At 52.1% G+C, this 14,627-nt stretch carries 18 protein-coding genes and 1 pseudogene; 7 read left to right on the forward strand and 12 right to left on the reverse strand.

Going from position 1 to position 14,627, the window contains the following annotated elements; translation table 11 throughout:
- Positions 1 to 116 precede the first annotated feature (116 nt).
- A complete protein-coding gene (locus K1I37_RS18295) occupies positions 117 to 1,493 on the forward strand; it encodes a dipeptidase (RefSeq protein ID WP_021296255.1) in 1,377 nt (458 codons plus the stop codon).
- Positions 1,494 to 1,608: 115 nt separating this feature from the next.
- Here K1I37_RS18295 and codY read toward each other — a convergent pair whose 3' ends face one another.
- The 5 genes from codY to K1I37_RS18320 form a co-directional block, all read right to left on the reverse strand.
- The gene (codY, locus tag K1I37_RS18300) at positions 1,609 to 2,397 is read right to left on the reverse strand and encodes a GTP-sensing pleiotropic transcriptional regulator CodY (protein ID WP_021296256.1); all 789 of its coding nucleotides are present in this window, start codon (positions 2,395 to 2,397) and stop codon (positions 1,609 to 1,611) included.
- Positions 2,398 to 2,764: 367 nt separating this feature from the next.
- A complete protein-coding gene (locus K1I37_RS18305) occupies positions 2,765 to 3,067 on the reverse strand; it encodes a YerC/YecD family TrpR-related protein (RefSeq protein ID WP_021296257.1) in 303 nt (100 codons plus the stop codon).
- 65 nt (positions 3,068 to 3,132) lie between these two features.
- The gene (locus K1I37_RS18310) at positions 3,133 to 3,321 is read right to left on the reverse strand and encodes a hypothetical protein (protein WP_021296258.1); all 189 of its coding nucleotides are present in this window, start codon (positions 3,319 to 3,321) and stop codon (positions 3,133 to 3,135) included.
- 64 nt (positions 3,322 to 3,385) lie between these two features.
- Positions 3,386 to 3,967, reverse strand: coding sequence for a helix-turn-helix domain-containing protein (locus K1I37_RS18315; protein ID WP_021296259.1), 582 nt, complete (start codon positions 3,965 to 3,967; stop codon positions 3,386 to 3,388).
- Positions 3,960 to 4,172, reverse strand: coding sequence for a helix-turn-helix domain-containing protein (locus K1I37_RS18320; protein WP_021296260.1), 213 nt, complete (start codon positions 4,170 to 4,172; stop codon positions 3,960 to 3,962). The genes K1I37_RS18315 and K1I37_RS18320 overlap by 8 nt, the downstream gene beginning before the upstream one ends.
- A gap of 95 nt (positions 4,173 to 4,267) precedes the next feature.
- Here K1I37_RS18320 and K1I37_RS18325 point away from each other — a divergent pair, with 95 nt between their 5' ends.
- Both K1I37_RS18325 and K1I37_RS18330 read left to right on the forward strand, forming a co-directional pair.
- The gene (locus tag K1I37_RS18325; RefSeq protein WP_152498777.1) at positions 4,268 to 4,822 is read left to right on the forward strand and encodes a GNAT family N-acetyltransferase; all 555 of its coding nucleotides are present in this window, start codon (positions 4,268 to 4,270) and stop codon (positions 4,820 to 4,822) included.
- A gap of 89 nt (positions 4,823 to 4,911) precedes the next feature.
- Positions 4,912 to 5,286 (forward strand): helix-turn-helix domain-containing protein, encoded by a 375-nt coding sequence (locus tag K1I37_RS18330; RefSeq protein WP_021296262.1) that lies wholly within the window; start codon positions 4,912 to 4,914, stop codon positions 5,284 to 5,286.
- A 60-nt stretch (positions 5,287 to 5,346) separates the two neighbouring features.
- Here the strand turns inward: K1I37_RS18330 and K1I37_RS18335 are convergent, their stop codons facing one another.
- Positions 5,347 to 6,426, reverse strand: coding sequence for a metal-dependent hydrolase (locus tag K1I37_RS18335; RefSeq protein WP_021296263.1), 1,080 nt, complete (start codon positions 6,424 to 6,426; stop codon positions 5,347 to 5,349).
- A gap of 108 nt (positions 6,427 to 6,534) precedes the next feature.
- Here K1I37_RS18335 and proS point away from each other — a divergent pair, with 108 nt between their 5' ends.
- Positions 6,535 to 7,986: a proline--tRNA ligase gene (gene proS / locus K1I37_RS18340; RefSeq protein WP_021296264.1), complete on the forward strand. Its 1,452-nt coding sequence runs from the start codon at positions 6,535 to 6,537 to the stop codon at positions 7,984 to 7,986.
- A gap of 85 nt (positions 7,987 to 8,071) precedes the next feature.
- Here proS and tlp read toward each other — a convergent pair whose 3' ends face one another.
- From tlp to K1I37_RS18360, 5 genes are all read right to left on the reverse strand, one after another.
- Entirely contained in the window at positions 8,072 to 8,299 is a 228-nt protein-coding gene (gene tlp / locus K1I37_RS18345) for a small acid-soluble spore protein Tlp (protein ID WP_021296265.1), read from the reverse strand.
- Positions 8,300 to 8,452: 153 nt separating this feature from the next.
- Positions 8,453 to 8,662: a hypothetical protein gene (locus K1I37_RS18350; RefSeq protein WP_021296266.1), complete on the reverse strand. Its 210-nt coding sequence runs from the start codon at positions 8,660 to 8,662 to the stop codon at positions 8,453 to 8,455.
- A 139-nt stretch (positions 8,663 to 8,801) separates the two neighbouring features.
- Positions 8,802 to 8,966 (reverse strand): ATP-binding protein, encoded by a 165-nt coding sequence (locus tag K1I37_RS22010; protein ID WP_081654060.1) that lies wholly within the window; start codon positions 8,964 to 8,966, stop codon positions 8,802 to 8,804.
- The gene (locus tag K1I37_RS18355; RefSeq protein WP_081654061.1) at positions 8,888 to 9,955 is read right to left on the reverse strand and encodes a HAMP domain-containing protein; all 1,068 of its coding nucleotides are present in this window, start codon (positions 9,953 to 9,955) and stop codon (positions 8,888 to 8,890) included. The genes K1I37_RS22010 and K1I37_RS18355 overlap by 79 nt, the downstream gene beginning before the upstream one ends.
- The gene (locus K1I37_RS18360; RefSeq protein WP_021296268.1) at positions 9,889 to 10,623 is read right to left on the reverse strand and encodes a response regulator transcription factor; all 735 of its coding nucleotides are present in this window, start codon (positions 10,621 to 10,623) and stop codon (positions 9,889 to 9,891) included. Before K1I37_RS18360 ends, K1I37_RS18355 begins: the two co-directional genes overlap by 67 nt.
- 127 nt (positions 10,624 to 10,750) lie before the next feature.
- Here K1I37_RS18360 and K1I37_RS18365 point away from each other — a divergent pair, with 127 nt between their 5' ends.
- From K1I37_RS18365 to tatC, 3 genes and pseudogenes are all read left to right on the forward strand, one after another.
- Positions 10,751 to 11,887 (forward strand): molybdopterin-dependent oxidoreductase, encoded by a 1,137-nt coding sequence (locus K1I37_RS18365; RefSeq protein ID WP_021296269.1) that lies wholly within the window; start codon positions 10,751 to 10,753, stop codon positions 11,885 to 11,887.
- Between the two features lie 12 nt (positions 11,888 to 11,899).
- Positions 11,900 to 12,058, forward strand: a pseudogene (gene tatA / locus K1I37_RS18370) (twin-arginine translocase TatA/TatE family subunit); the annotation flags it as partial.
- Positions 12,059 to 12,244: 186 nt separating this feature from the next.
- Positions 12,245 to 12,967: a twin-arginine translocase subunit TatC gene (gene tatC / locus K1I37_RS18375; protein ID WP_021296271.1), complete on the forward strand. Its 723-nt coding sequence runs from the start codon at positions 12,245 to 12,247 to the stop codon at positions 12,965 to 12,967.
- A 175-nt stretch (positions 12,968 to 13,142) separates the two neighbouring features.
- Here the strand turns inward: tatC and K1I37_RS18380 are convergent, their stop codons facing one another.
- Positions 13,143 to 14,459 carry an MFS transporter gene (locus K1I37_RS18380; RefSeq protein WP_021296272.1) on the reverse strand — a complete coding sequence of 439 codons (1,317 nt, stop codon included), beginning with the start codon at positions 14,457 to 14,459 and terminating at the stop codon, positions 13,143 to 13,145.
- Positions 14,460 to 14,627: the final 168 nt, after the last annotated feature.

The following is a 14,627-nucleotide window of genomic DNA, read 5'->3' on the forward strand; positions in this document are numbered from 1 at the left end:
ATTAGCGGGATGGACAGCGCGCTTCACGGCCCATTTATCCGCATCCATTTTTGCGGTATGATCCAGGCAACCAATCATGGGTGGCCACTAGTCGCCCGGAAGGAGTCCCTGTACATATGGATGCTATTGAACGCCGCCTCAGAGATAGACGGGAAGAACACTTAGCGCAACTCAAATCGCTTTTGTCGATACCCAGCATCAGCGCATTGTCGGAGCACAAACAAGACATCAGGCGCGCTGCTGAGTTCCTTAAAGAGGCGCTTACAGACGCCGGATTTCAGAATGCGCAATTGATGGAGACCGCTGGTCACCCAGTCGTCTACGGCGAATGGTTAGGCAAGCCTGGCAAGCCGACCGTCCTCGTGTACGGTCACTACGACGTGCAACCGGTTGATCCATTGCATTTGTGGCAGACGCCGCCGTTTGAACCCGACATTCGGGACAACCAGATTTACGCGCGCGGTGCCAGCGACGACAAGGGTCCAACCTTCTTACACATCAAGGCGCTGGAGGCAATTCTGCAAGAGCAAGGTGAATTGCCAGTCAACGTGAAATTCTGCATCGAAGGCGAAGAGGAAGTCGGGTCGGCTCATTTAGAGGCGTTTCTCAACGAACACCAAGCCCAATTCCAAGCCGATCTCGTCCTGATTTCCGACACCACGATGCTGTCGCCGGTTAAGCCTTCCATTTGCTATGGTCTGCGCGGGCTCGCTGCGTGCCAAATCGACCTGAAAACCGCCAACTCCGACCTGCACTCGGGCCTTTATGGTGGCGCCGTTCCGAACGCGGTGCACGCACTCGTCGAATTGCTCGACACACTCCATGCCCCCGATGGCACCGTCACGGTCGAAGGATTCTACGACGACGTCATCGAGTTGAGTCCCGAAGAGCGCGCGGAGTACGCAAAACTACCGCACGACGACGAAAGCTACCGCAAGTCACTTGGGCTGCCCGCACTTCACGGCGAACCAGGATACACGACGTTGGAACGGCTGTGGGCGCGCCCAACGCTCGAGCTCAACGGCATTTACGGTGGGTTCCAGGGTGAAGGCACGAAAACTGTCATCCCCAACGAAGCGCACGCCAAAGTGACCTGCCGACTCGTGCCAGGCCAAGATCCGAACAAAATTCTCGATCTCATCGAGACCCACATCAAAAAACACACACCCGTAGGCGCAACAGTGACATTTATCCGTCAAGATGGTGGCTATCCATACCTTGCACCGTACGACCATCCGGCGATTCAATTGGCCGCAGACGCGTACACCCATGCCTATGGCGTGAAGGCTGTGTTCACGCGGATGGGTGGATCTATCCCGGTGGTCGAGACATTTTCACAGCTGTTCCACAAGCCCGTTGTGCTCATGGGATTTAGCCTTGGCGACGAAAACTTCCATGCGCCAAACGAACACTTCTCCCTGACCAACTTTGATAAGGGCCTACGGACGCTGTGCTATTACTACCTCAACTTACCGACAGCGCTAAACGCCTGAACAGCCATAGACGTCGGACAGACAAGCGGCGAGGTGGATACCACCTCGCCGCATCAACAAAATAAAACGGGAACCGCCAATGTGACAAGGCGTCCCCGTTCCCAGTTATGAAAGCTTAGCGCTCAAACTGACGAGCAATTTCATCTTCTACAAAGGCGTTCAACACGCGCAAGTGCGTTCCCTTCATCCCGAGCGAACGACTCTCAATCGTACCTGCACTCTCGAGCTTGCGAATGCTGTTGACAATCACCGACCGAGTCACACCGTGCTCATCGGCAATTTGACTGCTGACGACAATCCCATCAGAAGATTCGCGAACGGCATCCAGCAAGTACTTCGCCGCTTGCAACTCAGAGAAGCTGAGCGACTCAACCGCAAGGTGCGCCAAAGCGCGTTGACGAGACTCTTCCTCTTTTTGCTGTTGACGTGCATGAACAATTTCCAAAGCGACGATGGTGGCACTGTACTCAGCCAAAATGAGGTCGTCTTCCTCGAACGGCCGTTCGGAACGAGCAAACAACAGTGTACCCTGTCGCTCACGCGCGCCAATTACCGGTGCAACACTCACGTACTTGCTGCGGAACGATTCATTTTCTTCTGGCGAGAACACATAAAACGGCTGTTTTTGCGTCTCGTCAAGATTGACCACGGTTTGCTCGATTCTCAACAGATGTTTATTAAAGTCTCCGGGAAACCGTTGGTCTTTCGTCATGATGTCTAACCATTCTTCAGTCAGTGCGTGTTCAGCTACGCCGTATCCGAGAATCTTTCCCTTGCGCCCTACGATGTACACATTACTGCTGAGCACTTTACTAAGAAATTCAGCTACATCATCAAATTCCACTTGATCATTGGAACTGTGCAACAATTGCCCAAGTTCCCGGACTTTATTCAACAAATCCACGTTTCTCTTCCCCTAACTTGTTTGAGAGGTTGTCCGATGCACCTGTCTGTTCGGACACAGCCGGTCGCGTCCATTGAAATACAGGTAAGCACCATGTTCACTCTACCACATTCGACACCGTTGTGCCTCTATTATGAAATGAACGAATTGTATCTCTTCTGTAAATTATTTGCCGTCCGCATACAATTCATACGCACAAAAGTGCCATATGAAGACTACAAATAAGCGCGAGAAATGTCAAATGATCATTCGAACGCCATGTTACGATGAAAAAGTAATGAAAAAAATCGCACAAAAAAACCCGCTCCGTCCCTGCGGGTCATCGTGCTATCCCAGATTCTCTTCACCCTGAAACAACATCTAGCATCTACTGTTCGTCCACCGCATTGAGTCGGTCGAGAATCAATCGATAGCCATCTGAACCATAATGCAAACAACGTTTTACCCGGCTAATCGTCGCCGTGCTGGCGCCAGTTTTGTCTTCAATCGCGTGATACGTCGCTCCGTCTCGGAGCATTTGAGCAACTTCAAGCCGCTGTGCGAGCGACTGAATTTCACCAATTGTACAAATGTCGTCGAAGAATCGAAAGCATTCTTCCTCCGTGCGAAGCGCTAAAATCGCCTGAAATAAGCGCTGAACGTCCTTGGTGCGCAATTTTTCGAGTGTCACGTAGCTTTCACCCTTTACAGTATCAGCGTACTAAACACTATTGTAACAGTTTATACAGCTGAATCCTAGCGGTGAAGAGAGTGGACGATTTCCAGGACATGCCGCACTTCGTCGATTCGCGTCCTGATTTCGGAGGCCTCCTGTTCCGTCGCCGCCTTCTGCAACGCTTCGTGCAAATGATGCGACCGATGTTCTAACGCCCGATGAACTTGACGAATTGCATCGCGATACGCCACGCGTTCGGAGGTATCCACGTCATCATCTCCTTCCACACCATTGTACACAAATTCTAACGGCACAAAAGGGATACACGATGACCTAGCGCCAAAAGACGGGTACTTCCTTCATCATCTGCTGCGCCTGGAGTCTCCATACCGTAGCCGCCTGAAACCGTTTGAGTTGAGCTAAGACGTGTGACTCCACTATCGCCAAGACGATGCGCAAGCGAATATCGCCAAATGGACGCATGCGTGCAGGCACGTGCGGTGCCTGCACGTTCGGTAGTTGATTGCGCGCGTTCACCAGGCGTCGATACATCACTGCTGGATCAGAAAAAGGAATATCCAAAAATTGCTGATAGCACTCATAATCAAGCGACAGTGAGGCTCGTTGAAGCGCGCTTACATCCGCCCGCGTCAATTGTCCATCGTGCGCAAAAGCCCGCCAACAGCGCTGACGCGCGCGAAACTGTCTGCGATATTGCGACCACATAGCTTCCCACTTGGTTGCGTTCAATTCGAAGCGCGCCGCCAATTCCCCTATCACCTTGGGATTCGGAACGAGAACGCCCTGCTCAATGAGCGAGTAGTGTGACTGTGAGACAATACCGCGCGCCGCCATCGCTTGTGTCCATCCCCGCGCGCACCGTGCCTCCTGCAATGCCTGCCATGGTTCACTCATGATGTTCGGTATCCCCCCACAAATCGCTAAGCCGTACGCCAAGCGCCTCTGCGATTTGACCAAGCTTCGTCGCGTTACTCCCCCTCGCTCCCGATTCAATCGCGTAGACGTAACTCACACTGACATTGGCGAGACTCGCCAATTCGCGAACTGACAAATTGCGCGCCTTTCGATAGTATTTTAGTCGCCGAGCCAGTTCCCCCAACGCGAACCACCCCAAAGTAATTTCTACGATTGCGTAAATAGTACCAGAAATACCCGGGAATCGGTAGGCTAATTTCACAATCGAGGAATTTGATGATGGCTGATCGAACCCATAATGGACTGACATTTGAACCGATGACCCTACCGGATTTGCTCCAGATGCATCACGCGTATTGGAATACCCCAGGCTGGCCGCAAACGCTCTCCACAGTACCACTCTGTGAGCAATTCGTGGCCGATTGGTCAATTCGCAGTTTCTTTGGCACAGGGGAGTTTTCCGCGATTCGACGCGCAGATGACCGTCTCGTAATCGGTTTCACGACGCTCTCCAAAGCGAACGAAAACTTTGTACCCGATGGTGTAAACGCGGTAGAAGCGGGTACGTTCTTGGTGCCCCAAGTCCGTGGGACCGGTGTCAATGCGCAGGTCAAACAGTATTTGCGAGACCAGGCAAGTGACGTATTTGCGGCCAGTCACATCGTGTATCTAGTGGATACAGAAAACAAACGGGCACAGCAGGCACTCCAAAAACTCCCCTATCCGGTTACGAAGGTTGAAATGACAGACACCCACCACCCTTGGCACCGCTACTTGCGGCGCAGGGTCTTCGAAGAGCGGCGGGATGGCATCCTGTTTATCCAGGAGTTATAGCGATTTTTCATTTGAGCATTGACCTACTCTCCCGGTGATTCTACATTTGTAGACAGAACAGTGGGGCGGAATCTCTTGGGAGGGGGGCAGTGCAATTGGACCTGGGCCAAAAGTTGCGGCATTTGCGGGAACAAAAAGGGTGGACTTTAGCTGAGGCCTCAGAGCATACAGGTGTCTCCATTAGTCATCTCAGTGCAATTGAAAAGGGGAATCGTCCAAATCCCTCCTTTTTTCTGGTGGCAAAACTTGCACAGGCGTATGGCGTGCCACTGAATTATTTTCTCGATCCTGTGGAAGAAACCCCCGAAAACACTTCAAGTGAAGCTGGCGTAGCGGAGACACCTGCCGCCTATCGCGAAATCGCCCAACGGCTCGCGGAGGAACATGCGCTCGACGACCCGTCAAAATTATTGGAACTGCTGGCGCAATATCTGCGGGACCGCACCACAAAATACGAAAAATAACCCCGGGATCAAAGGATCCCGGGTGGATTCAGACGCGTGCATAGAGATGTCAAACGCCTATCAAACGCGCGGTTTGGAGCGATATCCCCGCGGGTTTGGAATGTGTAAGGAGCGGCGTTTACCCAGCGCGCGAAACGTATCCTGCCACAGTTTCGTGAAGTAAATCGGCTGTGCTCGAATCCCTTCGTGCACGACGACATAATTGCCTTCGGCGGTACGAGCGAGATCGACCGTCGCACTGAACGGCAGCGTGTCCACATAACGGACAGACGCATCGCTCAGGTGAACGACCGTCCATTGCCCCTCGTCTTCGACTTGCACAAACAACATCGGGGCAAACCAGCTCATCGCGCGACCTACGCGACTGTACTGAAGTACGTGTTGCACCGCGTTCCCATTCGCTGATTCGGCGTGGGCCTCTGGAAGGATGTCGCCCTTCCAGCTAAAGGACCCGAACCAAAACCGCTGTCCCTGCTGTACAACGTATTTATAGCCATGAGGCAGTGCAAAGATGGTGGGTAATACGCGCCAAACGGGTGGTGTCGTGCCGTCAAAGCACGCCTGCTGCGAGAGCCAACGCGTAAAGCGGCGTGTGAGCCACGCACGCAATCCCACACGCCGGAGCGTGAAGAGCAGTGCGAAACCATCAATGGCATATACGGTCGCGTCGTACGGCGTCCCGAGTTGAATCAAGACACAGCCAACGATAAACAACAGGAGGTAGACCGGCTCCACGACAAACAGAATGTCACCACGAAACCGACGTTTTGAAATGGGCCATAGTGCCTTCGTACCGTAGGCCGTCAACAAGTCGAGCCCCACATGCGTGAGCGTGCCGAGAAATGAAAGCCATGCGTACAGCCAAAAGTGGACTGGAACGACGAAATTGATGATTGCGGCCACGATAAGGGAACAAGCAAACCAAAGCGGAATACTGTGTGAAATTTGTCGGTGCTGATACAAATATCGGACAGGGCCAGAAAAGATTTGAAACAGCAAGTCGAAATCCGGCCACTCCGCACCGACAACAGCGGCGACACACGCAGCTGTAGCGACTGCCCCGGGCTCCGGTGCACCAGCAATCGCTGTGTACGTCGCAAATACACCAACCCCAAATGCAGCATGTGTGATGTTGTCCATAAACTTCACCTCCGCGATTGGGACACGTCCCCAGTATGCCGTAATTGACGGGGATTGTTGCATTCCGTAAGATGGCAAGAAGGACAACCACGCCCTAGGAGGAACATCATGGCGAAAGAAAATAAAGCATTTGTCAAAGAAATCACGCCCCAGAGCGAAGACTTTTCGCGTTGGTATCTGGACGTGATCCAAAAAGCGGATCTCATGGACTATTCCCCTGTCCGCGGCTGCATCGTGTTTAAACCAGATGCGTACGAAATGTGGGAAGCGTGCCAACGCGAACTCGATAAGGAATTTAAGCGCACGGGACATCGCAACGCATATTTCCCACTGTTTATCCCGGAGAGCTTCTTTCAGAAGGAAAAGGAGCACGTCGAGGGATTTAACCCAGAGCTCCCGTGGGTGACTGAGGCCGGTGGGGACAAGCTCGAAGAGCGCTTAGCCATTCGCCCGACGTCGGAGACGATGATTGGCCACATGTACGCTCAGTGGATTCAGTCCTACCGGGATTTGCCGTTGCTTTTGAATCAGTGGGCCAACGTCGTTCGCTGGGAAAAACGAACACTGCCATTTCTGCGCACGAGTGAGTTCCTCTGGCAAGAAGGCCACACCGCCCATGCTTCAGAGGAAGAAGCTCGCCAAGAAACCATGCAGATGCTCGACATCTATACCAAGTTCGTCGAGGAGTTCCTGGCTGTTCCGGTCATCCGCGGGCAGAAGACGCCAAGTGAAAAATTCGCAGGGGCCGTCGATACGTACTCCATTGAGGCGATGATGAAAGACGGAAAGGCTTTGCAAGCCGGAACTTCGCACTTTTTGGGGCAGAACTTCGCCAAAGGCTTTGACATTCAATATCTCGACAAAGACAATCAACTGAAATACGTCTATACCACGTCCTGGGGAATTTCCACGCGCTTACTCGGCGCGTTGATTATGGTCCACGGCGACGACAGAGGTCTTGTGTTACCGCCAAAGGTCGCCCCAACGCAGGTCGTCATTATCCCGATTGGACCACAGAAGGCCCGCGCAGCCGTCGTAGAAGCTGCGGATAGCCTATTCGCGCAACTGCGGGACGCAGGGATTCGCGTGCGGATGGACGCACGGGACGACGTAAGCCCTGGTTGGAAGTTCAACGAGTACGAGATGCGAGGAATCCCTGTACGCCTAGAAATCGGTCCGCGCGACCTTGAAAACCGACAAGTTGTGCTCGTTCGCCGCGATACAGGTGAAAAGACATTTGTACCGCTCGACGAATTAAACACAGCGCTACCCAAATTGCTCGACGACATTCAGGTCAACATGTTCGAAACCGCGAAAAAGTTCCGCGAAGAACATTCGTATGTCGCGAATACACTCGACGAACTCGTTGGCTATATCAACGACCAACGCGGTTTTGTCTTGGCTGGTTGGTGTGGATCCGCCGAATGCGAAAAAGCCGTCAAAGACGCATGCAGCGCGACGAGCCGAAACATTCCATTCGAAGCACCCGCGCAGCCGGCACACTGTGTCAACTGTCAACAACCCGCAAAACATGCAGTTTGGTTCGCAAAGTCATACTGATTTTGAAGCTTCAATCCCACCAAAGAGAATCCACCCGTTCGCCGCAGTCGCACGAACGGGTGGATTCAATTCGCAACCTTGCGGATTACTTACGAGCCTGGTACTTCGCCTCGTCTCGAATTTCCTCACGAAACCCTTCAATCGCCTGTTCACGACGTTCGTTTTTTGCCTTGATGTCAGCAACATCTTCCGGATTCATCTCACCGGCGTGCGCCTTTACAAAGTCTTCTGCTTCCCGCATATTTTCCATCGTGTGGTTAATTGCCTTTTGCAGATGGACCACGTTGTCGTCTCGATTGTCCGGTTTCGCCACGAAGCAGCACCTCCGCATAGAGTAGTTGCACCTCAAAGCGTGTACCAGCGCGCAAAAATTATGAATCAGCACGCTTTCCAAATGCCGGAGACATACAAAAAGAGCGCCGCTCCAACGACGCCCTGCTACGAAACTCTATACCCACGTGGCACATCACGACTTCTCGGAATCATTTCTGTCCCGCTTTGTGAATACGCCCATCGCTGCCAGTAGCATACAGACAAAGCCGATTACGTAGCCGATGACAGAGACACCCGAGTCAATGTGAAAGACGGCCACGCTAAAAATCACGACGATTACCCCAAGTCCACCAAGCGCAAACAACCATTTGCGAGCACCCTCAGGATTCGGACCTCGTTTCATCCATTCATCCCCCTACAGGGATAGTGTACATCATTGCGGACAACAGGAAAACAAATCGTGGTTCGCTTGCAGATATCTACTTCCCACATACACAGGATATGGTGATGACGGACGCAAACGATTCGATATGTAACGTGTTTTACCCCGGCAAAATCACCGTCAACTGAAATGTTCCTGGATCTGACACCGCAGACACTTGACCCTTGTGCGCGAGGACAATCTGCTTCACAATGGCGTGGCCAATGCCGAGGCCGCCGGTGGAGCGGGATCGGCTGCGCTCACCGCGGTAAAATCTATCAAACATACGGGACGTATCAATTTTGCAAGATCTGGACTCCTATTCGTCATCTCCAGCACAACCACAGGTTCTGTGTCCCCTGCGCGCCGAGCGAGCAACATGTCGACGGATCCGCCCGTCGACGTGTAGCGCCACGCATTTTCAAACAGGTTATACAGGGCTTGCGCGAGCAAATCGCGATGCCCTTGCACGACAAATGACGATTCAGTATCACCCGTCCGCGGGCTATCAGCAGATTCCACGTCCCGCTGAACGTCATACCGCAGATGAATGCCTTTCTCCTCGAACCGATGTTGAAATAGCATCCACATTTCGTCTACAAGCTCTTTTAAATCTAGCGGCTTGAGTGCAATATCCGGCTGCCCATACTCCAACACATTCAACTGGTGAATGGATTCCACCAATTTCTGCAGGCGTTGCACCTCGTTGCTGAACAACCGCAACGTCGTACCCGTTGGCGCGAACACCCCATCTTGAATGCCCGACAAATACCCTCTCATACTCGTCAACGGGGTGCGCAATTCGTGCGCGACGTCAATTAAAAACGCACGCCTTTGCTCCTCTAGCTGCATGAGGCTGTGGCTCATTTGGTTGATAGCTTCCGCCAATTGGCCAATCTCGTCCTCCGTGCGCGCGGGTACCTGCGTGAAATCTCCAGTGGCTATCGCCTTCGCCGCTTGCTGAATTTGCCGCAGTTCGCGCAACCACACGCGATTGAGCATGAAATTGATGACAATGCCTGTCAAAAGCGCAATACTGCCCCCAATGAGCAAGCTTTGAATGGAACTTTGAATAAACATCTGCGTTGGTATGACCGGCTGAATGTGGTAGCGAAGCATCAAGGAATGCAGCAATTGCGCCGTTCCCTGCTGTACGGAAAAGAATCCCACGCACAGCACTATCAACACGGTAATCATATTGCCAAGTATCAATTTAACGAGGATTCGCCTTCGTATGTAAGCCGGTAGCCGAAGCCGCGAACGGTTTGAATGCATTCTCCTGCCTCTTCTCCAAATGTGCGAAGTTTTTTGCGAATGTTGCCGATATGTACGTCAATCACTCGGTCGATGACGTCCATGTCGGCGTACGGATACAACTCAGCTAATAGATCTTCGCGAGAAAACACGCGCTCAGGAAATGCAATGAACTTGGCGAGTAACTTGTATTCCGATTGCGTCAGGGAAAGCGCTTCTCCACGCCAGGTGATAAGACATTGCGTTTCATCAATTGAAAAGGGACTCCGAACCTGCAAAGCAGACACAGCGTCCTTCGTCGCCCCTCTGCTGCGCCGCAGCACCGCTTCCACGCGTGCGACCAACTCCCCAAAACTAAACGGTTTGACAATGTAATCGTCGGCGCCGCTGCGAAGTCCCTCAATCCGTTCCTGTTCCAGCAGTCTGGCCGTTACAAAGAGCACCGGGACATCGGACATCGAACGAATCGTTTTGCACAGTGTCAGGCCATCGACACCCGGCAGCATCCGATCGAGAATGACGCACAACGGTTGAGACGCCCGAAACAAGGCGAGCCCATTGTCGCCATCGTGCGCGATTTGTGTGGTATACCCGCTTTGATGGAGGTATGCCGCAATCAAGTCCGCAATCGCCTCATCGTCTTCAATAATGAGAATGGAGGAAATGCGTTCACCAGTCTCCCTCAACATGTTCACCTGCCCCACGCTCACTTCGTTATCGAGATGGTATCACAGATACTCGGCACTTGGCTTCCTTACAGAAACCTTACAATACTGTGCTATGTTCGGATTACCACAATCTAGCGAGGTGAGTTCCGTGACAATCAAGTGGTTTAAACACGGCAAATGGCCACGTTGGCTGGTCGGATTGCACCATTATACTATCGGGTCATTCATTCTCCTGGTCCTCACCGGTGTCGCGCTGTACTTGCCGATTGTGCACACTGCGCTGATCCGCTATTTACCCATCATTTACGATGTCCATATTCTACTGGGATTGATTTTCGCGATCACGCTCATCGTGCCATTCCTGCGCATCCTGCCCGCAGGGCGGCGGATTTGGCGGTTTGATTGGGTCATGCCGCTGCTCGTCGGCGCCCCAATTGTCATCACGGGCATCATGCTCTGGGGTGTCACCCTGTTCCCGACAACCGCCCGCAGCCGTGCATTTACCTGGCATGGCTGGTTGACCATCCTGCTCGGCGCCTGGATTTTGGTGCACGCGTTCTACAAGGCCCTGGGAATCCGGCCGAAAGCGAACGGCGTGGCTGGCCGGATCGATCCCGATCGCAGAATGTTCCTCCGCTGGACTGGCGCAGGCGTCCTTGGTGCAGTGGCGGTCACGGTCATTGACCCGGGCTCACTCTTGAGCCGCTTGCTTCCACAACAGTCAGGCGGCGTTGGTAGGCAAACGCTCGCCTCAAAGGGGATTCAGCGATTTGGTGCCTATTACACGGTCGTCTCGGGATATCCAAAGATGAGCCTCGCGGACTATCGATTGCAGGTGACGGGCGATGTCGCCAACCCGATGACCCTGAAATGGGCCGATGTACAGGCCATCCCCAAATACAACGAAACGAAGGATTTTCACTGTGTCACCGGTTGGAGTGTACCCAACGTCAAGTGGCAAGGTATTCACATCTCACAATTGATGAAATTGGTGAAACCGCGCGAGGACGTCAAATATGTCAACTTCTATTCGTTCGACGGGCAATACAGTGAATCGCTGAAGTTGAGCGAAGCCTTAGATTCCACGGTGTTGCTGGCGTATCACATGGATGGGCAACCCCTGTTGCAAGAGCAGGGATATCCGTTGCGGCTGGTGGTCCCCAAGATGTATGGGTACAAGTCGATTAAATGGCTCAATCGAGTGGAGTTCAGCGCACAGCCCATCACGGGCTATTGGGAGCACTACGGCTACCCGAATGAAGCATACTTTAGGACCGGTATTTAAGGAGGAATTTGAATGTTTAGTAACATTGGATGGTCGGGACTTATCCTGATTCTCATTGCGGTGCTCATCGTATTTGGGCCAAAGCGCCTGCCGGACATCGGGAAGGCCCTTGGACGCTCCCTTCGAGAGTTCCGCAACGCGACGTCCAACATCATAGAGTCCAATCAGACCGACGCGTCAGACGCACCTGTCAAAACGACAGACACGACGCCCCCCGCGTCGATAACTACCATGCCGAACACCTCGCCACAAAGTGACGCCATCGTTTCGCAGTCCATGGGGCGCAGTGATATCAAACCATCCATCGATCTCGCCGAAACCTCCCAGGCGCCATCGAACGATTAAGGGGTCTGGCATGTGGAATATCAAAAGCACTGGTCAGAAATGCGGCGCCGCGGAATTCGCGTGTTTATCGTGTTCGCGATAGCCTTTGTACTCTGCCTCGCATTCGATTCAAAAATTTATCACGCGTTGACTCGACCCGCCGCGTCGCTCGGATTGAAACTCGTCGTGTTGGGGCCGGGGGAAATCGTCACTGTCTTGTTCACCCTGGCGGGGTGGACTGCAATTGGCGTGACCGTGCCCTATCTCATGTATGAACTGTGGCAGTTCGTCACACCTGGGTTATACGCGAAAGAGCGGCAACTCGCACGAAGTACCGTACCGCTTGCGGCACTCTTGTTTCTCGCCGGGCTCTGTTTTTCCTGGTACTTGATCTTCCCGCGGTTGCTGCTATTTCTAGTGACACTTACGAGGCGAGAAGGCCTTGGCATCATGTTGCAAGCGCACACCTATTTCTCGTTCGTCATCGGTTTTTGTTTGCCGTTTGGCTTCGCTTTCGAAGGGCCACTGGTCGTGTTCGTCCTCGCCAGATTGGGTGTCATCACGTCCAACTGGTTGCGCAAAGTGCGCAAGTTCGCGTACCTCGCGATTGTCATTCTCGGCGTCCTCATCAGCCCGCCGGAGTTGATATCGCATTTGTCTGTGACAGTGCCGATGATGATTTTATACGAGATTGGCGTAGGGATAGCGACCATCGTAGAACGCCGCAGAGTGCGGAATCAGGAGGCGTCGGTGTAAGCCGAAACTCAGTAAGTAACGAAGTAGTCAAAAGAAAAGCGGCCACCATCACTCTTTACGACCGGCAGCCGCTTTCTTTGCTATCCTTCATACACTAACCACTTCTGCAGTACCAATCGCCACTTGCCTCAGCTCAGAAATCTTTAAGAGGTCACGATACGGCACTTTAAATGTTTTATGCGGATGCAGTATCAGACTCGCTAGAACCACCTTTTACAGAAACCTCCAAAGGACGTTCAGGATGTACAAACAACCACAAAACTGCCCCGATTAAAGCGGCGATGCCCATTACCAGTAATGCTATCCCCCAGCTGGAAGTAAGTGATACTAAAATAGCTGTAAAAATAGGACCCAATGCTCCCGAAAAATTCCCCCAGAAATTCGTCCACCCAGTAACTGAGCCTGTCATGTTGCCTCCAAGATCTGTACAGGTCGGCCAAATTGACACCTGTACCATAGCTAGTGCCCCCATAGACAACATGAAGCAGACCATCATCAACCATGTCACAGTTATCTGACTACCAACGATTAAAAAGCCTGCAGAGAAAATAAATCCAGCAACGGCAAAGGGAGTACGCGCTAAAAGCTTAGAACCAGTTCGTTCGTATACCCGATCCTGCCAAACTCCGGTTACAAATACCATAATAAACATGGCTACCCATGGGAGTGATGCGCCAAACCCCATGGATTTCAAGGAAAAACCCCGAGCTTTTATCAAATACGTGGGAAGCCACGTGCTATAAAAGCTCTGTGTCAGGACCACAAAGAAGTATTGCAACCCAAATGCCCAAAATCGATAGTTTGAAATGAAGTACTTCCAATCGCGCCAGTTTGCGGCGTCACGTGGCACCTGGGCATCGTACCCTGCTTCGATATGAGATACCTCTTCTTGGGATATATTAGGATGATCCTGTGGACGATCACGATAGAAAACCCACCATAATATTCCCATTATGGCTCCGGCTACACCGTAGATATAAAATGACCATCTCCAGCCAAGGCTAGACACAATTGCAACAGTTAACGGAGTACCGATTATTGGGCCTAGATAAAGCCCACCAAGTAAAATGGAATTTGCACGTGCACGTTCCTGCTTCGGAAACCAACGTTTTATCGAGTTGACCGACGCTGACCAGTCAGCCGCCTGGCCGATACCTAGCAGCCCACGGATACCTACGAAGGTTGTCACACTGGTTCCGACTGCAGTTAAAATTGTCCAAAGTGACCACCACAAATCCGCCAACGTTAATGCTTTGCGAGAGCCCCAGCGTTCACTTATAATTCCCCCGGGAACCTGCAGAAAAGCATACGTCCAAGCAAAAGAGGTTAAAATTAAACTCATACTTACCAGCGAAAAATGGAATTGTTTCTGAATTATAGGTGAGGAGACTGTCATATTTGTTCGATCCAGTGACATAATGAAGGTTAACGGAAAGATTATAAAATACATGAGGTACCAACGTAATCGTCCCCTCGTACTTTTTGGCTTCATTCGCGATTATCTCCTTCCTCATTAACGTCACACCGAGAATAGCTAACTGCTATTAATTGAGCGTTTTGCAGAATTCGATTTTTCACCGTTTCTCGCACATATATAGTGTACGAACTATCAATGGAACACTATATATAGTGTCAAATGCGTTGTGAACGTTAATTCTGC

The organism is Alicyclobacillus acidoterrestris, from assembly GCF_022674245.1.
GTDB classification, from domain to species: domain Bacteria; phylum Bacillota; class Bacilli; order Alicyclobacillales; family Alicyclobacillaceae; genus Alicyclobacillus; species Alicyclobacillus acidoterrestris.